Annotated in this window: 17 protein-coding genes; 5 read left to right on the top strand and 12 right to left on the bottom strand. The window is 71.1% G+C overall.

The window, feature by feature from the left end:
* The first annotated feature begins 146 nt into the window (after positions 1–146).
* On the top strand, positions 147–914 hold the full coding sequence (locus ABTY62_RS20360) for an HpcH/HpaI aldolase family protein (RefSeq protein ID WP_352130821.1): 768 nt from the start codon (positions 147–149) through the stop codon (positions 912–914).
* A 51-nt stretch (positions 915–965) separates the two neighbouring features.
* Here ABTY62_RS20360 and ABTY62_RS20365 read toward each other — a convergent pair whose 3' ends face one another.
* The 10 genes from ABTY62_RS20365 to ABTY62_RS20410 all read right to left on the bottom strand — a co-directional run bounded on the left by ABTY62_RS20365 (position 966) and on the right by ABTY62_RS20410 (position 11850).
* Complete coding sequence (locus tag ABTY62_RS20365) at positions 966–1988, bottom strand: asparaginase (protein ID WP_352130822.1); 1023 nt, start codon at positions 1986–1988, stop codon at positions 966–968.
* A 60-nt stretch (positions 1989–2048) separates the two neighbouring features.
* Positions 2049–2870, bottom strand: a complete 822-nt coding sequence (locus ABTY62_RS20370) for a serine/threonine-protein kinase (protein ID WP_352130823.1) — start codon at positions 2868–2870, stop codon at positions 2049–2051.
* A 73-nt stretch (positions 2871–2943) separates the two neighbouring features.
* Positions 2944–4320 (bottom strand): NAD(P)/FAD-dependent oxidoreductase, encoded by a 1377-nt coding sequence (locus ABTY62_RS20375; RefSeq protein ID WP_352130824.1) that lies wholly within the window; start codon positions 4318–4320, stop codon positions 2944–2946.
* A gap of 105 nt (positions 4321–4425) precedes the next feature.
* Positions 4426–5415, bottom strand: a complete 990-nt coding sequence (locus tag ABTY62_RS20380; RefSeq protein ID WP_352130825.1) for a zinc-dependent alcohol dehydrogenase family protein — start codon at positions 5413–5415, stop codon at positions 4426–4428.
* Positions 5412–6290, bottom strand: coding sequence for a carbohydrate ABC transporter permease (locus tag ABTY62_RS20385; RefSeq protein WP_352130826.1), 879 nt, complete (start codon positions 6288–6290; stop codon positions 5412–5414). The genes ABTY62_RS20380 and ABTY62_RS20385 overlap by 4 nt, the downstream gene beginning before the upstream one ends.
* Positions 6287–7270, bottom strand: a complete 984-nt coding sequence (locus ABTY62_RS20390; protein WP_352130827.1) for a carbohydrate ABC transporter permease — start codon at positions 7268–7270, stop codon at positions 6287–6289. The genes ABTY62_RS20385 and ABTY62_RS20390 overlap by 4 nt, the downstream gene beginning before the upstream one ends.
* The gene (locus ABTY62_RS20395; RefSeq protein ID WP_352130828.1) at positions 7263–8618 is read right to left on the bottom strand and encodes an ABC transporter substrate-binding protein; all 1356 of its coding nucleotides are present in this window, start codon (positions 8616–8618) and stop codon (positions 7263–7265) included. The genes ABTY62_RS20390 and ABTY62_RS20395 overlap by 8 nt, the downstream gene beginning before the upstream one ends.
* A gap of 64 nt (positions 8619–8682) precedes the next feature.
* Positions 8683–9444: a DeoR/GlpR family DNA-binding transcription regulator gene (locus ABTY62_RS20400; protein WP_352130829.1), complete on the bottom strand. Its 762-nt coding sequence runs from the start codon at positions 9442–9444 to the stop codon at positions 8683–8685.
* 277 nt (positions 9445–9721) lie between these two features.
* On the bottom strand, positions 9722–11092 hold the full coding sequence (locus tag ABTY62_RS20405) for a 6-phospho-beta-glucosidase (RefSeq protein ID WP_352130831.1): 1371 nt from the start codon (positions 11090–11092) through the stop codon (positions 9722–9724).
* Positions 11089–11850, bottom strand: a complete 762-nt coding sequence (locus ABTY62_RS20410) for a DeoR/GlpR family DNA-binding transcription regulator (RefSeq protein ID WP_352130832.1) — start codon at positions 11848–11850, stop codon at positions 11089–11091. The genes ABTY62_RS20405 and ABTY62_RS20410 overlap by 4 nt, the downstream gene beginning before the upstream one ends.
* Before the next feature lie 155 nt (positions 11851–12005).
* Between ABTY62_RS20410 and ABTY62_RS20415 the strand changes: the two genes are divergently transcribed.
* From ABTY62_RS20415 to ABTY62_RS20430, 4 genes are read left to right on the top strand one after another with little or no spacing between them, the layout of a single operon-like run.
* The gene (locus ABTY62_RS20415) at positions 12006–13103 is read left to right on the top strand and encodes a carbohydrate kinase family protein (RefSeq protein ID WP_352130833.1); all 1098 of its coding nucleotides are present in this window, start codon (positions 12006–12008) and stop codon (positions 13101–13103) included.
* 50 nt (positions 13104–13153) lie between these two features.
* Positions 13154–14584 carry an extracellular solute-binding protein gene (locus ABTY62_RS20420; RefSeq protein WP_352130834.1) on the top strand — a complete coding sequence of 477 codons (1431 nt, stop codon included), beginning with the start codon at positions 13154–13156 and terminating at the stop codon, positions 14582–14584.
* Complete coding sequence (locus ABTY62_RS20425; protein ID WP_352130835.1) at positions 14581–15498, top strand: carbohydrate ABC transporter permease; 918 nt, start codon at positions 14581–14583, stop codon at positions 15496–15498. Before ABTY62_RS20420 ends, ABTY62_RS20425 begins: the two co-directional genes overlap by 4 nt.
* Positions 15495–16319: a carbohydrate ABC transporter permease gene (locus ABTY62_RS20430; protein ID WP_352130836.1), complete on the top strand. Its 825-nt coding sequence runs from the start codon at positions 15495–15497 to the stop codon at positions 16317–16319. The genes ABTY62_RS20425 and ABTY62_RS20430 overlap by 4 nt, the downstream gene beginning before the upstream one ends.
* An 11-nt stretch (positions 16320–16330) precedes the next feature.
* On the opposite strand, the gene ABTY62_RS20435 is transcribed toward ABTY62_RS20430, so the two are convergent.
* Together ABTY62_RS20435 and ABTY62_RS20440 are read right to left on the bottom strand one after the other, a co-directional pair.
* Positions 16331–17089, bottom strand: coding sequence for a DUF72 domain-containing protein (locus ABTY62_RS20435; RefSeq protein WP_352130837.1), 759 nt, complete (start codon positions 17087–17089; stop codon positions 16331–16333).
* Positions 17086–17325, bottom strand: coding sequence for a hypothetical protein (locus ABTY62_RS20440; protein WP_352130838.1), 240 nt, complete (start codon positions 17323–17325; stop codon positions 17086–17088). The genes ABTY62_RS20435 and ABTY62_RS20440 overlap by 4 nt, the downstream gene beginning before the upstream one ends.
* Positions 17326–17446 lie beyond the last annotated feature (121 nt).

Here is a 17446-nt window from a genome sequence, read left to right on the forward strand (position 1 = left end):
GATTGGCGGGTCACCCTATCAGTTTGCGCATTCTGCGCCATTCCTCTCGGTCGTGCTGCTAAGTCTTGCGTGTTGCGTGCAACTATGCGAGCGTTTCGCTCATAACACGCATGAGGCGGGGAGAGCTGATGAGAGAAGCTGGCAATATGACCAATTCCCCCGCCCACTTCGCGGCCCGCCTGCGCGCACGCCGGCGAATCCTCGGCTACTGGGTCGTCCTCGACAACCCGGTCGGCACCGAACGCCTGGCCGGGCTCGGTTACGACTACGTCTGTGTGGACGCCCAGCACGGGCTCCTCGACTACAAGGGCATCCTCGGCGCGATGACCGCCATCGACGCGCGCGGCACCAGCGCCGGCATGGTCCGGGTCCCGGCCAACGACGGCTTCTGGATCGGCCAGGCCCTCGACGCCGGCGCCCGTGGTGTGATCGTCCCCCTGGTCAACACCGCCGAGGAGGCGGCCGCCGCCGTCAGCGCCTGCCGCTACCCGCCGCACGGCGTCCGCAGCTACGGGCCGATGCGCTCGGGGCTGCGGGTGGGCCCGGCCCCGGCCGAGGCCAATGAGCAGGTCGCCTGCATCGTGATGATCGAGACCGCCCAGGCGCTCGGCAACACCGAGGAGATCTGCGCGACCGAGGGGCTCGACGGCGTCTACATCGGCCCCTCCGACCTGACCATCGCCCTCGGCGGGAGCACCTCCACCGACCCCTCGGTCGCCGAGGCGTTCGAGGCGGCACTCACGAAGGTGGCGGAGGCGGCGAAGGCCGCGGGCATCGCGGCCGGGATCCACTGCCCGAACGGCGCCACGGCCGCCAAGCGGCTCGCCCAGGGCTTCACCTTCGCCACGGTCAGCAGCGACCTGGTCCACCTGGAGCAGGCCGCGGCCGCCCATCTGCGCGACGCCCTCGGCTGATTGCCACCCGCACCCCGCCCCCGCGCGGGGGCGGGGTGCGGGGGCGCTCCGTCAGCGGGCGGGCCGTGGGGCGGACACCTCACCGGCGAGGTCGGTCAGCAGCCACTTCTCCATGTGCTGTCCGTCGACGCCCTGGCTCAGCAGGAACATGAGCTTCGTGTACACGGCTTCGAACGTCATGTCCTCCGCGCCGATGGCGCCCGCCCCCCGCAGAAACTCCCCGGCGGCGTACCTCCCCAGATCGACCCGCGCCCGCAGGGACTGGCTCACCACGACCACCGGCGTGCCCCCCGACACCAGCTCGCCGACCGCCTCGGGCAGCCCCTCCGCCTCACCGGGCCCCTCCCCGGCCCCATAGGTGCGGAAGATCACCGCGCTGGGGCGAGGGGTCGTCATGGCGCGAAAGCGCTCCGCGCTCATGCCGGGCACGGCGGTGATGACGGCGATGTCGTGTCCGCGGTACGGCAGCGGGTTCTTCCAGACCTGCGGACGCGCCAGGGGATCGGGTTCCTCCCGCACACTCCCCGAGCGCCATTCCAGAGGTTCGGCATGGGGGCTGGCGAAGCCGCGCATGTCCAGCGCCGACACCTTGGTGGCCCGGGCGCCCGCGAGCAGCACGCCGTCGAAGAACAGCGCGACCGACGCGAACGCCCCCGATATCACCGCCTCGACGGCGCCGAGCACATTGCCGGGCGCGTCCGACCCCGCCATCCCGAAAGGCACCTGAGCGCCGGTGAACACCACCGGCTTGCCGAAGTCGGTGAGCGCGTACGAAACGGCCGCCGCCGAGTGGGCGAGTGTGTTGGTGCCGTGGAGGACCACGAACCCGTCGTGCTCGTCCCGGTGGCGGCGCAGGTGGTCCACCATCTGCTGCCAGTCGGCGGGGGTGACGTTCGACGAGTCGATGGTGCGGTGGAACTCGCTGAACCCCGACGACACGTCCAGACCGCTGTCGCGCAGCAGCGCGGCGATCTCTCCCCGCACATCGGCCCCGGGCTCCAGGCCCCGGGGTGAGCCGACCATCCCAAGGGTGCCCCCGGTGTAGAGGAACTGAATCCGAGCTCGGTCGGGCATGCCACATGTCTCCTTGTCGGGGGGAAGAAGTCGGACTCTACGTCACCGCGCTCGCGGGTCCTACGCGTGCCGGGATCCGGCCGACCGCCAGGCCTCGACGAGGGAGTGGACCGAGGGGAAACGGCGCTCCGAGACGGCGGAGGTCGCCGTCCCGACGACCTCCAGTTGCGCGGCCGTCCCGCGCCACTGCCTCTCCTCGTCGCCGGCGTCCAGGAGCAGACGGAGCGCCCGGCCCAGCACGAAGACCGTGGTCCGGATGTCGATCACCGCTCCGCGCACGAACTCCTCCGGCGCCATGTAGCGCGTGGACCCGGGCAGCCGGTCCGCCTCCAGGACGAAGGGGCCCGCCCGGTACTCGTCCATGTCGCACAGCATCATGCGGTGCTCGTCGAAGTCGTAGAACATGCATCCGTCATAGAGGTCGACCGCGACGAATCCCGCTTCCTCCACGGCCAGATGGGCGGACAGAAGCGAATCCAGCGCCGTGTGAATCCGGGCCAGAGGCTGGGCCCTGAACCGTGCCATCGGGCTGCCGGGATCCGCCCGGCCCCCACGGCGTGAGAGCGTCGGGTGGTAGAGCACCTCGCCGCTCATCCAGGGGTGAACCAGTACGAGGCCATCGTCCGTGGTGAAGGAGTGCACTAGGGGCACGATGGCCGGATGCGCGATCCGTTGATGGAACGACACCGCCCGGCCCAGGGAGGAGGTTCCCTTCCGGGTGGAGGACGTTTTCACGAACCATCGTTGCCCCGACGCCAGCAGCCCGTACGAGACACAGCCGGAGTCCTGCTCGTCGAATGTCCGGAAGACGGTGCCCAAGCGATCGAGAACGGGTCCGAGCGCCGCGACGTGCGTCACGTTCTCAAACGGGTGCGTCGTCATTTCCCCATGCTGTCATGCGGCGGCTGACCAGAGGGTTCGGGTCATTTCCGCGCCAGGTCGCATGAGACTCGCGCTACGCGCCCTCCACCCGCAGGGGGATGCTCGCCAGGCCGGGCCGCCGCGGCAGTACCACCGTGCGCAGGGCCACCGCGGGGGCCAGCAGCCGGGACGGCGGCGCGGTCAGATGTGTGACGTCGCGGAAGGCGGCGCCGACCACCGGGTCATGCGTTGCCCGGGCCGCCAGCCGCCCGAAGTACCAGGTCTGAAGCCGCTCGGCCGCCCCCGGCGGGGTGTCGTCGGCGCCCGCGGCGTAGGGGCGGTCCGCGCCCACGGCGGTCAGCCACGCGGTCTCGCCCGCCCGGGCGACGGCGCGCTGGGCCATGGCCGCGAAGCCGGGGCGGCGCAGGCCGCCGTCGGCCACGCACTCGCGCAGGGCCAGTCCGCTCAGCATGGCCACCGACATGCCCTGCCCGTAGATCGGGTTGAAGGTGCAGGCGGCGTCCGACACCGCGAGGAAACCCTCCGGGACCCCGCCCTGAGCGTGGTAGTCGCGGCGGCGGTTGGCCGTGTCGCGGTAGGCGTACGGCGGGGACACCGCCTCGCAGGCCCTGAGGTGGTCCAGCAGATACGGCTCGTCGAGCGAGGCCACGAAGTCGGGCACCTCGGAAGCGTCGGTGGGCGGGTGATGGCCGCGCACCCCGGCCAGGGTCAGCAGCCAGTTGCCGCCCTCGACGGGCGACCACGCCGCGCCGCGCGGGAGAGCGGGCCTGGGTTCGAGGACCACGGCCGTGCGCAATGGCTCGGCCGGCCGGAACATCTGGGTGGAGTAGCCGATTCCGGCGTCGATCACCTCCTCGCGCGGCGCCCGGCGGCCGAGCTCCGCCAGCCACCGCGGGGCGCGCGAGCCGCGCCCGGAGGCATCGACGACCAGGTCGGCGGGCAGCTCCCGCTCGGCGTGCCCGGTGTCGCGCGAGCGCACCCGTATCCCGGTCACCCGGTCCGCGCCGCCGAGGAGCCCGACCGCCTCCCACGCCTCCAGCACCTCCACCCGGGTCCCGGACCCCGCGGCCTCGGCGAGGAGCTGGGCCCGCACGGTGGCGTCCAACAGCGGGCGGGTGCAGCTGATCACGGCGTGTCTGCCCTCGTGGAGGCGGCGGTGCCAGCCGCTCGGGGTCCTGGTGAGCACATCGCGCGGCGCCTCCATGCGGTGCGCGCCGGCCGCCTCCAGCTCCGCGATGGCCCCGGGGAGCAGCCGCTCCAGGGCGCGCTGCCCGCCGGAGAGGAAGACGTGCAGATGGCGGCCCTGGGGCACCCCTTTGCGGAAGACCGGCTGCTCCGGGTAGCGGTCGCGCTCGATCACGGTGACCGAGTCCACGTGCCCGAGCAGCGCCGCTACCGCGAGCGTCCCGGCCAGGCCGCCGCCCACCACCACCACCGCGTCGCCGCTCATGCCGCACCCCTCCCTTGCATCCGGAGATCGGAGATCAGTACGGCCCAAGCCTGGGGTGCCGGGCTCGGGCCGTCAACGGCGCGTGGTGGCACGCCTGTTGCTGTGTCAGGGCTCGACGACGATCTTCCGGCCCTGTCCCGACCGGAACTGTTCGAGCGCCTGCGGGTACTGCTCCAGCGGCAGCCGGTCGCTGATGAACACCTTCGGGTCGAGCACCCCGGCCGCGAACAGCTGGGCGGCGCGCTCGTAGCTGTGCAGCACGGCCATGGAGCCGGTGATGGTGATCTCCTGGTTGTAGATCTTGTACGGCTCGATGACGGCCTTGGTCGCGTAGTCGGAGACCCCGAACTGGAGGAAGGTGCCCGCCTTGGCGACGCGGCCGAGCCCGTCCTGGATCGCGGCCTGGTTGCCGGTGGCGTCGATCACCACGTCCCAGCCGCGCGGCTGGTCCAGCTCGTCGGCCGAGGCGGCGGAGCGGCTGCACCCGAGCAGATTGGCGGTGGCGAGCCGGTCGGAGTTGATGTCCAGCATGTCCACGCTCGCGGCCCCGGTCCGCTTGGCCAGCTCCAGCATCATCAGGCCCATGGTGCCCGAGCCGTAGATCAGCACCTCGTTGCCCATGCGGCTGTTGAGCACGTCGTAGCCGCGCACCGCGCAGGACAGCGGCTCGATGAGCGCGGCGTCCGCGACGGCCACATGCTCGGGCAGCCGTACGCAGTTGGCCACCGGCGCCACGGCGAACTCCGCGGCGCCGCCGGGCACGCTGACCCCGATGGCGTTCCAGCGGTCGCACAGGTTTCCCCGGCCGATACGGCAGTAGCGGCACTCGTGACAGTAGAGGGAGGGATCGACGGCGACCCGGTCGCCCACCGCCACCTCGGTGACCTCGCTGCCGATGCCGACGACCTCCCCGGCGAACTCATGGCCGGGGACGATCGGCAGGGTGGGGGCGAACTCCCCCTGGAGGATGTGCAGATCGGTGCCGCACAGTCCGCAGGCCGCCACATCCACCACCACATCGCGCGGCCCGGGGGTCGGGTCGGGGACGGTGGCGACGGTGACCTTGCCGGGGGCTTCGATGACGGCGGCCCTCATTTGACTGCTCCTAGCGACAGGCCCTGGACCAGCTTGTCCTGGGCGGCGAAGCCGGCGGCGAGCACCGGCAGGGAAATCACGATCGAGGCCGCGCACACCTGTGCCAGGAACAGTCCCTGACTGGTGACGAAGCTTGTCAGAAACGCCGGCGCCGTCTGTGCCACCACGCCGGTGAGCACATTGGCGAACAGCATTTCGTTCCAGCTGAAGATGAAGCAGATCAGCGAGGTGGCGGCGATGCCGGGCGCCGCGATCGGGGCGACGACCCGGAACAGCACGGTCGGCAGCTTGGCCCCGTCCATCTGGGCCGCCTCGATGATGGACACCGGGACGTCGGAGAGGAACGACTGCATCATCCACACCGCGATCGGCAGGTTCATCGAGGTGTAGAGGATGACCAGCAGCCAGATGTTGTCCAGGAAATCGGTGTTCTTGGCGAACAGGTACACCGGCAGCAGCCCGGCCACCACCGGCATCATCTTGGTGGACAGGAAGAAGAACATCACGTCCGTCCACTTGCGCACCGGCCGGATCGACAGCGCGTACGCGGCCGGGAGGGCGAGCACCAGCACGAAGATGGTGGAGAACAGGCTCGCGCCCATGGAGTTGAGCAGCGGCGGCCAGGGGTCCGCCCCGCCGTTCACCCCGAAGAACTCGCGGTAGCCGTCCAGGGTCAGCGGGGCGGCCAGGGACGGTGGGTTGGTGGCGGCGTCGGCCTCGGAGTGGAACGAGGTCAGCGCCATCCAGGCGACCGGCAGCACGAACACGATGCCGGTCAGCCAGGCCAGCAGGCCCAGCGCGGCGCCGCGGCGGCGGGCCCGGCGGGCGGCCGGGGGTACGGTACCCACGGCCGCCGGGGCGGTCAGGGAGGTCATGCGCGGGACACCTCCTCACGGAACAGGGAGGACACCACGCGCAGCGCGAAGGTGGCGATGATGATCGTGCCGATCACCACCAGCACACCGGCGGCGGATGCCTGCCCGTACTCGTGGGCGTTGTAGAAGGTCTCGTAGATGGTGTACGGGAGGTTGGCGGTGTCGAGGCCGCCCCGGGTGATGGTGAACACCGCGTCGAAGTTCTGCACGATGTAGATGGAGCCCAGCAGGGTGCCCAGCTCCAGATAGCGCCGCAGATGCGGCAGGGTCAGAAAGCGGAAGATCTGCCAGTTGCCGGCCCCGTCCAGCCGGGCCGCCTCCATCATGTCCAGCGGGCGGCTCTGGAGCCCGGCCAGCAGGATCAGCATCATGAACGGGGTCCACTGCCACACCAGCGAGGCCTCCACCGCCAGCAGCGGCATGTCGGAGATCCACTCCGGCTGCGGCGGGTTGTCCACGCCGAACAGGTCGCCCACCCAGCTGAGCACGCCGTTGAACAGCCCGTACTCCGGGTTGTAGAGCGCGTGCTTCCACAGCAGCGCGGAGGCCACCGGCACCACAAGGAACGGCGCGATGAGCATGGTGCGCACCAGCCCCCGGCCGCGGAACTTGCGGTCCATGAGCAGGGCCAGCAGCAGCCCGAGCACCACGCTCACGATCACCACGGTCGCGGTCAGCAGCACGGTGGTGATGATCGACTCGCGCAGCGTCGCGTCGCTCGCCACCGAGGTGTAGTTGGAGAGTCCCGTGAACGCGCGCTCGTCGGGCTTGAGCGAGTTCCAGTCGAAGAGGGAGATCACCAGGGTTGCCACGAACGGCAGCTGGGTGACCACGATCAGAAAGATCAGGGCGGGCATCAGGGGAGCCCTGGTGGCCCAGGCCCGGGCCGCCTTGGGCGCCCGCGCCGGGCGTCCGGGCGGGGCGGCCACGGTTGGGGGCGGTCCGCTGCGCACGGGTGTCGTCGCCACTGGATTAGTCATCTTGGTACTCCTCGCCCACCTTCTCGGCCAGCTTCTGAGACTTCTGCAATGCCGACTCGACGGACTGTTTTCCGGCGATGGCGGCGCTGATCTCCTGGGCGACCTTGGTCCCGAGGTCGGAGAACTCGGGGATGTCCACGAACTGGATGCCGATGGTCGGCCGCGGCTGCACCCCCGGGTCGCGCGGGTCGGCGCTGGTGATGGACTGGCGGGTGACCTCGGAGAAGGTGCCGGCGGCCTGCTGGTACTCGGCGTTGGCGTAGGTGGAGGTGCGCTTCCCCGCGGGCACGTTGGACCAGCCGAGCGTCCGGCCGACGAGCTCCTCGTACTTCTTGCTGGAGGCCCAGGAGACGAACTTCCACGCGTTGTCGCTGTTGCGGGTGGCCTTCTGCACGCCCCACGCCCAGGTGTAGAGCCAGCCGGAGCTCTTGGTCTTCACCACGGGCGCCTGGACGTAGCCGATCTTGCCCCGGACCGGGGACTTGTCGCTCTCCAGCGAGCCGGCGGCGGAGGTGGCGTCGTACCACATCGCGGTCTTGCCCTGGGTGAGGTTGTTGAGGCACTCGGCGAAGCCCGACTGGGCCGCTCCGGCCTCGCCGTGCTCGCGTACCAGGTCGACATAGAAGTTGGTGGCCGCGGTGAACTCGGGCGAGTCCAGCTGGGCCTTCCAGTCCTTGGTGAACCAGGTGCCGCCGAAGGTGTTGACGACGGTGGTGAGCGGGGCCATCAGCTCACCCCAGCCGGGCAGCCCGCGCAGACAGATGCCCTTCATCCCCTTGCGGGCGCCGTCGACCTTGGCCGCGAGGTCCGCGACCTGCTCCCAGGTGGGGCGCTCGGGCATCTTGAGTTTCTTCTCGGCGAAGATGTCCTTGCGGTACATCAGGAAGGACGACTCGCCGTAGAACGGCTGGGCGTACAGCTTGCCGTCGTCGGCGGTCAGGGACTGCCGCATCGAGGGCAGGATGTCCTTCTGGTCGAAGGCCCGGTCGTCGGAGACATGGTCGTCCAGCGGCAGCAGCCAGCCGTTCTTGGCGTAGAACGGCACCTCGAAGTTGCTGATGGTGGCGACGTCGTACTGCCCGGCCTGGTTGGAGAAGTCCTGGCTGATCTTGTCGCGGACATCGTTCTCGGGCATCACCGTGAAGTTGACCCGGATGCCCGTCTCCGCGGTGAAGTGTTTGGCGGTGAGCTTCTGGAGGTCCATCATCTGAGGGTTGTTCACCATCAGCACATTGATGGTCTTGCCACCGGAACCGCCGCCCCCCATACCGGCGCACCCCGCGAGGAGTGCCCCCGCGGCCATGGCCACGACCGGTATCCGGGCAGCACGAAGTGTCAGGATGGGCATAACAGGTCCAATCGAAGGAACAGTTGAAGAGTGAGGGGAGCCGGGAGAGCGGGCGGACGGGGCGTCAGACCCGGATGATCTGCGGCCCCATCAGCGAGTAGCGATTGGCCTCGGTCAGCGGGAGCCCGGTGTCCGTCACGATCGTCTCGAAGTCCGACACATCGGCGAACCGGCAGAAGCTGACGGCCCCGAACTTGTTGTGCACCCCGGAGAACACCTTCCGCCGCGACACCTGGACCACCCGCGCCTTGACCTCGCTGACCGCGGGATCGGGCGTGGTGAGCCCGTACTTGCGGGAGATGCCGTTGGCGCCGATGAACGCCAGGTCGATGACGAAGCCCGAGAGCATATGGGTGGCCCAGTGGTCGACGGTGGCCATGGTGCCGCCGCGGACCCGGCCGCCCAGCAGCAGCACGGTGGTGTTCTCGCGGGTGGCCAGGCCGCTCGCGGCCGCCAGCGAGGCGGTGATCACGGTGAGCGGACGGTCCCGGGGCAGGGCCTCCGCGATCAGCTGCGGGGTGAAGCCCTCGTCGATGAAGACGGTCTCGGCGTCGCCGAGCAGATCGGCCGCGGCCGCGGCGATCCGTGACTTCTCCGGGACGTGCATGGTGGTGCGGAAGGCCAGGGTGGTCTCGAACCCGGCGCTCTCCACGGGGTAAGCGCCACCATGGGTGCGCCGCACCAGCCCGTGGTCCTCGAGCACCCGCAGATCGCGTCGCACCGTCTCCTTGGAGACGCCGAGGTCCGCGGCGAGCTTGCCGACATCGACGGAGCCCGCACGCCGGGCCGCGTCGAGGATTTCCCGACGGCGTTCGTCCGCGTCCACACCGCACCTCCTGCCTGCCGCTGTTGACTTGCGTGGCAGTTTTACAAACAGGCAACAGGAGGGCCAGGGCTGTCGCGACGCGGATCGTGCCCGGATGTGCCCGTTGTACGACCGTTGTCTTACCTGGTCGGCGGCGGTGCGGGGAGGAGCGGTGGCGCGGTGGGGTGACCGATTACGCGCCCGCCGGGCCCGTTCGCCGCCCGTTTCTGTGAAATGGGCACGATCGGCGCCCGGCCGGGCGCGTTCAGAGACTAGGGAAAGCCCGTTCGGGCATGTGCTAGGGAGTCTGGAGTGCTCCGGAGGCGGTGAGGATGCGGTCCGCCACGTTGACGGAGTCGACGAGCGGGTGCAGGGCGAGGGCGCGGAGGGCCGCGGCGCGGGCGGCGGGGCCGCGGGTGGTCGCCGAGGCGATCGTGGCACGTTCCACGGCCTTGAGCGAGAGCATCAGCCCGAGCTGGTCCGGCGCCACGGCGCCGGCGGCCAGTGGCCGCGCCCCGCCCGCGTCGACCAGGCAGGGGACCTCCACCACGGCGTCCGCGTCCAGGCCGGGGACCGCGGTGCGGTTGCGCACGTTGAGGATCAGCGTGGCGCGCTCGTTGCGGGCGATGGCCCGCATGATGGCCAGCGCGATCCGGTCGTAGCCGCCGCCGTCCAGGTCGCACGAGTCGCGCTCCCAGCCGCCGCTGGCCTCCCGGCTCTCCGCCATGTACGTGGCCTCGCGCTCCATCCGGGTGCGCTCCCACAGCTCCAGCGCCCCGGCCCCGGCGGCCCCCTTGGCCGTTCCCGCCGCCGCGGCCTCGGCGTAGAAGCCCGCCTGCTGGTCGCGGAGGAACTCGCCGCGGGTGGCCGGGGCCTGGCGGATGGAGGTCACCGCCTCCCGGTTGAAGTAGTAGTAGTGCAGATACTCGTTGGGCAGGGCGCCCAGGGCTTGCAGCCACCCCGCACCGAAGAGCTTGCCCTCCTCGAAGGACTCCAGGGCCGCGGTGTCCGCGAGCAGTTCGGGCAGCCGGTCCCGCCCGTCCACGTTCACCCCGCGCAGCCAGCCGAGGTGGTTGAGGCCCACATAGTCGTAACTGGCCCGGCCGGGGTCGGCGCCCAGCGCCCGCGCGGCGCGGCGGCACAGCCCGACCGGGGAGTCGCAGATGCCGATCACCCGGTCGCCGAGCACCCGCTGCATGGCCTCGGTGACCATGCCGGCCGGGTTGGTGAAGTTGATGACCCAGGCGTCGGGGGCCACGGCGGCGATCCGCTCGGCGATCTCCAGCGCCACCGGCAGGGTGCGCAGCCCGTAGAGCACCCCGCCGGCGCCGACGGTCTCCTGCCCGAGGACGCCCTCGGCCAGCGGGACGCGCTCGTCGCGCGCCCGGCCCGCCAGGCCGCCGACGCGGATGGCGGAGAAGACGAAGTCGGCCCCGCGCAGCGCGTCGTCGAGGTCGGTGGTGGCCCGTACGGCGGGGGCGGCGGGGTGGCCGGCGGCCTGCTCGGCCAGGACCGAGCCGATCGCGTCGAGCCGGCCGCGGTCGGTGTCGTACAGGACCAGCTCGGTGCAGCGCCCGGCCTCGTCCCCGCTGTCGGCGTTGTTGTCCAGCAGGGCCCGGTACACCAGCGGCATCCGGAACCCGCCGCCGCCCAGCACAGTCAGCCTCATACGGTCACTACCTCCACACCGGCCTCGCGGAACACGTCGAGGGTCGCCGGGTCTGATGTCTTGTTGGTGATCAGGGTGTCGATCTGCTGCGGCCCGCAGATCCGGGCCAGCCCGGTGTCGCCGGGGAACTTCCCGGCGGTGGCCAGCAGGACCACCTCGCGGGACGAGGCGAGCATGGCCCGCTTGACGGGCACCTCCACATGCGTGCTGTCCAGCACGCTTCCGTCCGGCAGCACACCGCTGGCGCCGAGGAAGAGGCGGCCGACGTGCAGTTGGCGGATGTTGGACTCGGTGAGGAAGCCGACCACGGACCGGTAGTTGCTGCGCACCTGTCCGCCCAGCAGGATCAGGGTGACCTCCGGGTCGTCGCGCAGCTCGTCGTAGACGGCGAGGTTGCTGGTGACGATGGTGACCGGGCGGCCGCGCAGCAGCTTGGCGAGCTGGAGTGTGGTGGTGCCGATGTCCAGCAGCACCACGTCCCCGTCGGCGATCAGCCGGGCGGCCCCGCGGGCGACGGCCGCCTTGTCGGCCAGGTCGTCGACCGCCACCTCGCTGAAGGGCCGCTCCTCGTCCGGCTGGGAGGTGGCCACCGCGCCGCCGTAGACCCGGGTGAGCCGGCCGGCCCGGCCCAGCTCGGTGAGGTCGCGGCGGGCGGTGGCCTCGCTGACCCCGAGCCGCTTGGCGATCTCCCCGATGGGCAGCACGCCCTCCTCGCCGAGGATGCTCAGCAGCTTCTCGTGCCGGGTCTCTCGCAACATGTCGGCAAACGTACTCCACGTGAGCGGGTTTGCGCGAGTGTGACTGACCTCTTGCATTCGTCGCTCGGGCAATGCAAGGTGTCGCTCACGTAGCTGCCATATGAAATGCACGCCGAGCAGCACGAGACAGAGCACTGAACAGGAAGGGCGCGCCGGTGAGCACTGCCGGAACCGCAGACTCCATAGACCCGCTGGCCGCCCTGCGCGCCCCCGGAGACCCCGAGCACGACGTCTATCTCACAGGCACCGTGTTCCTCGACATCATCTTCACCGGCCTCGACCACGCCCCGGTGCGCGGCACCGAGTCCTGGGCGCGCGGCATGGGCTCCAGCCCCGGCGGCATCGCCAACATGGCCACCGCCCTCGCCCGCCTCGGCCTGCACACCACCCTCGCCGCGGCCTTCGGCACCGATGTGTACGGCGACTACTGCTGGGAGGCGCTGGCCACCGGCGAGGGCGTCGACCTCACCCCCTCCCGGCGCCTGCCGGGCTGGCACTCGCCGGTCACCGTCTCCATGGCGTACGACGGCGAGCGCACCATGGTCACCCATGAGCACCCGCCCCCGCCGCCCGCCACCCCCAGCGCACCGACGCCCTCCCGCGCCTGTGTCACGGCCTTCGAGCCGGGGCGGCAGGAGGAGTGGGTGCGCCAGGCGCACGCCCAGGGCAGCCGGATCTTCGCCGACGTGGGCTGGGACGACTCCGGACGCTGGGACCTGGCCGCGCTGCCCGACCTCGCGTACGCCCACGCCTTTCTGCCCAACGCGGCCGAGGCACAGCGCTACACCCGCACCGACACCCCCGAGCAGGCCGTGCGCGCGCTGGCCGACCTGGTGCCCATCGCGGTGGTCACCAAGGGCGCCCAGGGGGCCGTGGCCATCGACTCGCTCACCGGGGAGAGCGCCGAGGTGCCGGGGCTGCACGTGGCCGCGCTCGACCCGACCGGAGCCGGCGATGTCTTCGTCGCGGGCTTCATGACCGGCACCCTCGCGGGCTGGCCGCTCGCCGACCGGCTCGCCTTCGCCAACCTCACCGCCGCCCTCTCGGTCCAGCACTTCGGGGGCTCGCTGGCCGCCCCCGGCTGGGCGGAGGTGGCCGCGTGGTGGGCGCTGACGGCCCAGACCGCCGGCGACGGCGCGGCCTGTGGCGAACTGGCCCACCGCTACGGGTTCCTGAACGAGCTCATTCCCGCCGGGGTGCGCGAGTGGCCCCGCCTGCGGGCCCAGCCCACCATCGGCTTCCGGGGCGAGTGACGATGCCCGCGGGTCCCCCGATACATCCGATACGCCTCAAGGAGATGTCCATGGGATTCCCCCGTACCGGCGCGCGCCGCGTACGCCGCAGGGCCGTGACGGCCCTGCTCACCGCCGGGGTGGCGCTGCTGGCCTCGGCCTGTGTGCCGGGCACCGACGGCTCCCAGGCCTACGGCCCGGGCAACGGCCCCGCCGTCGCCGTGCCGGACCCGGCCAAGGCCGGGAAGGTCACGCTGACGGTCTGGGACCAGGAGATCCGGGGCGGCACCAACGGGGAACTGGAGCAGCTCAACAAGGAGTTCGAGCGCAAGTACCCCAATGTGAAGATCAAGCGGGTGGCGCGCAGCTTCAACGACCTGAAGACCACGCTGAAGCTCGCCGTCTCCGGCAACAACCCGCCCGATGTGATCCAGGCCAACCAGGGCTACCCGGACATGGTGTCCTTCGTCCGGGCCGGGCTGCTCGCCCCGCTCGACAACTACGCCGGGATCTACGCCTGGAACACCCGCTACCCGAACACCCTGCTCAACCTCAACCGGGTCTCGGCCGACGGCACCGACTTCGGCACCGGCCGGCTCTACGGCATATCCCAGACCGGCGAGTACATAGGCATCTACTACAACAAGGACGTGCTGGCGAAGGCCGGTGTCGAGCCGCCGAAGACCTGGGGCGAGTTCACCGCGAGTCTGGCGCGCCTCAAGGACCGCGGCAAGCTGCCCATCCAGTTCGGCAACCTCGACAAGTACCCGGCCATCCACACCTTCGGCGTGCTCCAGGGCCAGCTCGCCGCCACCGAGGTCCGCGACACCGTCCTCGGCCGCGGCACGGGCTTCGACACCGCCGCCACCAAGGACGCGGCGGCCACCCTCGCCGACTGGACCAAGCGCGGCTACCTCCCCAAGGGCGCCAACGGGCTCGGCTACGACGACGCCGCCAAGAAGTTCTCCGCCGGCGACGGCGGCTATCTGGTGACCGGCACCTGGCTGCTGGCCGACCTGAAGAAGGGCATGGGCGACAAGCTCGGCATGATGGTCCCGCCCCCGGCCTCGGCCGGCGGCGCCCCCGTCACCACCGGCGGCCAGGGGCTCGCCTGGTCGATCACCTCCCGCTCCAAGCACCCCGAAGTCGCCGCCGCCTACCTCGACTTCATCACCAACAGGCACGCGGCCGATGTGATGACCGAGCACGGCGTGCTGCCCGCGGTGCCCGGAACGGCCGCCGAGCGGGTGGCTCCGGACACCGTGGACGGCCAGATGATCGCCGGGTGGAAGCGGCTCAGCGCGGCCGACGGTCTGGTCCCGTACCTCGACTACTCGACCCCCACCTTCTTCGACACCATCACCGCCGGGCTCCAGGGCGTGATCAGCGGCAAGACCTCGCCCGGGGACTTCGCCGCCACCCTTCAGACGGACTACGGCGCCTTCATGAAGAAACAGCGCGAGCGCCACGCGGCCACCCCCGCCCCGGCGGAGCCGAAATGAAAAAACCTCTTCACCCGCTCAGCGCCGCCACGTACCGGCGGCGGGCCCCGGGCGAGCCCCGCGCCATCGGCTACCTCTACATCCTGCCCGCCCTCGTCCTGTACGCCGCGTTTCTGCTCTACCCCTTCGGGCAGTCGGTGTGGCTGTCGTTCGTCCACTGGGACGGCCTGACCGTCGCCACCCCCGCCGGATTCGACAACTACCGCGACCTGTTCACCGACCCCGAGCTGCGCGCCCCCTTCGCACACGCCCTGCTGCTGCTCGTCTTCTACGCGGCCCTGCCGGTGGCCATCGGGCTGCTGCTGGCCGCCGCGATGTCCCGGGCCCGGGTCCGCGGCATGACCTTCTTCCGCACCGTCCTCTTCCTGCCCCAGGTCCTCGCGCTGATCGTGGTCGGCGTCGCCTGGCGCTCGATCCTCGCCCCGGACGGGCTGCTGAACGACACGCTCCGCGCGGTCGGCCTCGGCTCGCTCGCCCGCCCCTGGCTCGGCGACTACGACTGGGCCCTGCCCGCCGTGGGCGTGGTGGGCACCTGGGTCGGCACCGGGCTGTGCATGGTGCTCTTCCTGGCGGGCGCCCAGCGCATCCCGCGCGAGCTGTACGAGGCGGCCCGGATGGACGGCGCCGGGCCGGTGCGGGAGTTCTTCTCCGTCACCCTGCCCGGTCTGCGGCCGCAGATCGCGGTCGCGCTGACCCTGACCATCGTGGCCGGGCTGCGCAACTTCGACCTCATCTACATCACGACCAGCGGCGGCCCCGGAAACTCCACCTCCGTGCCCGCCTACGAGGTCTACCACCGGGCGTTCGAGACCAACCAGGTCGGCTCGGCGGCCGCCGTCGGAGTGGCCCTCACGGTCCTGATCTTCGTCCTGACCGTCACGGTCTCCCGGCTCGTGGAAGGGCGGCGGTCATGACCACGCGCCTCGAACGCAGTGTCACCTACGGCATCCTCGCCCTCTTCTCCGTCATCGCGCTCACCCCGGTCATCGGCATCCTCTCCACCGCCTTCAGCTCACAGGACTCCCTGGACACCGGCTTCTCACTGCCCCGGGGCGGGCTCCACTGGAGCAACTTCGCCGACGCCTGGAACCGCGGCCACTTCGGCACCTACCTCGGCAACTCGGTCCTGGTCACGGCGGTCGTGGTGGTCGCCACCACCGTGCTGGCGGTGCTCGCCGCGTACGCCTTCGGGGTGATGCGCTTCCCCGGCTCCACGGTGCTGTTCTACCTCTTCGTCATCGGCCTGACGCTGCCCCAGGAGGCGCTGGTCGTGCCGCTCTACTTCGACCTGCGGTACGCCGAGCTCACCGACACCTACTGGGCGCTGATCCTGCCGCAGACCGCGCAGTCCCTCGCCTTCGGCGTGTTCTGGATGCGGACGTACTTCCGGGGCAGCGCCCGGTCGGTGATCGAGGCGGCCCGGATCGACGGCGCGAACACCTGGACCACGCTGTGGCGGGTCCTGGTCCCCATGGGCCGCCCGGCCATCTCCACCATGGTCGTCATCACCTTCATGTGGACCTGGAACGAGTTCCTGATGGCGCTGGTCATGGTCAGCGACGACGCCCATCGCACGGTCCCGCTCGGCCTGGCCTTCTTCCAGGGGCAGCACAGCTCCGACGCGGCGCTGCTCGCGGCGGCCTCGGTGCTGATCGCGCTGCCGGTGGTGGTCGTCTATGTGGCCCTCCAGCGCCGGTTCATCGAGGGCATGCTCGGCGGCGCGGTCAAGGAGTGACCATCCACGGGTCACAGGGCAGGCGTGCGGCTGACCTCGCGGCCGCGCCGCTCCACGGCCCGGGCGAAGACCACGGCGTCGTGGACGGCCGCCCCGCCCGGGTCGTTGTTGAAGTACGCGTAGACATCGCCGCGCTCCGGCCAGGCGTCGGCCACCCGGCGTGCCCAGGCGGTCAGTGACTGGTGGCTGTAGCGCGGCGCGGGCCTGGCCAGGCCGTGGTGGAAGCGCAGATAGCCCCACCCGGCCGTACGCCACAGCGGGGTCACCGGCTGGGCGGCGGCGTCCGCCCAGCACAGCGCGGCGCCGCGGCGCTCCAGCACCTTCCGTACCCCGTCGGACCACCACGAGTCATGGCGGGGCTCGACGGCCACCCGCGTCCCGGAGGGGAAGCAGCCGAGCGCCGCGTCCAGCAGCCCGCTGTCCGCGCGCAGGGTGGGCGGCAGCTGGAGCAGGACGGGGCCCAGCCGGTCCCCGAGGCCCTCGGCATGCGCCATCAGCCGGGCGACCGGCTCCTCGGGGTCCCGGAGCCGCTTGATGTGGGTCAGATAGCGGCTGGCCTTCAGAGCCATCACAAACCCGTCGGGGGTACGGTCCCGCCAGGCGGCGAACTGCTCGCGGGTGGGCAGCCGGTAGAAGGCGTTGTTGGACTCGACGGTGGCGAAGCCCCGCGCGTACTCCTCCAGCCACAGCCGCTGAGGGCAGCCGGACGGATACAGCACGTCGCGCCAGTCCTTGTACTGCCACCCCGAGGTGCCGACGAGGACGGTCATGCTTCGCCCGGGTGCCACGGTGGCCACTGGCCCGGCCGGTCGACCCAGTGGACCTGCCGCGGGTCGTCCAGGTCGATGTCCGGGAACAGCCGCCGCACCCGCGGCTCGAACTCCTCCCGCTCCAGCGGCTCCCAGCCCGGGCCGCGCAGCCACACCCGCCGGTATCTGGTGTCCGCGTCGTACGCGTCCACGAAGACGAGATGGCCGGACTCGCTCGGATCCGTGGCGTTCTCCATGGATCCAGGGTGGGCCGCCCCGGCCCGCTTCCGCGCGTCGGCGCGGCCGACCGGGTCCCCGCCGGTTTGCGGACGGGGGAATCTTCGGATGGAGTCGTAAGGACGGGGCGGGTTTCCCGGC

The organism is Streptomyces sp. NPDC097640, from assembly GCF_040302705.1.
Taxonomy (GTDB): domain Bacteria; phylum Actinomycetota; class Actinomycetes; order Streptomycetales; family Streptomycetaceae; genus Streptomyces.

Coding starts and splice junctions, on each gene's coding strand:
- ABTY62_RS20360 (WP_352130821.1), top strand. CDS start 147: ATGACCAATTCCCCCGCCCACTTCGCGGCCCGCCTGCGCGCACGCCGG.
- ABTY62_RS20365 (WP_352130822.1), bottom strand. CDS start 1,988: ATGCCCGACCGAGCTCGGATTCAGTTCCTCTACACCGGGGGCACCCTT.
- ABTY62_RS20370 (WP_352130823.1), bottom strand. CDS start 2,870: ATGACGACGCACCCGTTTGAGAACGTGACGCACGTCGCGGCGCTCGGA.
- ABTY62_RS20375 (WP_352130824.1), bottom strand. CDS start 4,320: ATGAGCGGCGACGCGGTGGTGGTGGTGGGCGGCGGCCTGGCCGGGACG.
- ABTY62_RS20380 (WP_352130825.1), bottom strand. CDS start 5,415: ATGAGGGCCGCCGTCATCGAAGCCCCCGGCAAGGTCACCGTCGCCACC.
- ABTY62_RS20385 (WP_352130826.1), bottom strand. CDS start 6,290: ATGACCTCCCTGACCGCCCCGGCGGCCGTGGGTACCGTACCCCCGGCC.
- ABTY62_RS20390 (WP_352130827.1), bottom strand. CDS start 7,270: ATGACTAATCCAGTGGCGACGACACCCGTGCGCAGCGGACCGCCCCCA.
- ABTY62_RS20395 (WP_352130828.1), bottom strand. CDS start 8,618: ATGCCCATCCTGACACTTCGTGCTGCCCGGATACCGGTCGTGGCCATG.
- ABTY62_RS20405 (WP_352130831.1), bottom strand. CDS start 11,092: ATGAGGCTGACTGTGCTGGGCGGCGGCGGGTTCCGGATGCCGCTGGTG.
- ABTY62_RS20410 (WP_352130832.1), bottom strand. CDS start 11,850: ATGTTGCGAGAGACCCGGCACGAGAAGCTGCTGAGCATCCTCGGCGAG.
- ABTY62_RS20420 (WP_352130834.1), top strand. CDS start 13,154: ATGGGATTCCCCCGTACCGGCGCGCGCCGCGTACGCCGCAGGGCCGTG.
- ABTY62_RS20425 (WP_352130835.1), top strand. CDS start 14,581: ATGAAAAAACCTCTTCACCCGCTCAGCGCCGCCACGTACCGGCGGCGG.
- ABTY62_RS20430 (WP_352130836.1), top strand. CDS start 15,495: ATGACCACGCGCCTCGAACGCAGTGTCACCTACGGCATCCTCGCCCTC.
- ABTY62_RS20435 (WP_352130837.1), bottom strand. CDS start 17,089: ATGACCGTCCTCGTCGGCACCTCGGGGTGGCAGTACAAGGACTGGCGC.
- ABTY62_RS20440 (WP_352130838.1), bottom strand. CDS start 17,325: ATGGAGAACGCCACGGATCCGAGCGAGTCCGGCCATCTCGTCTTCGTG.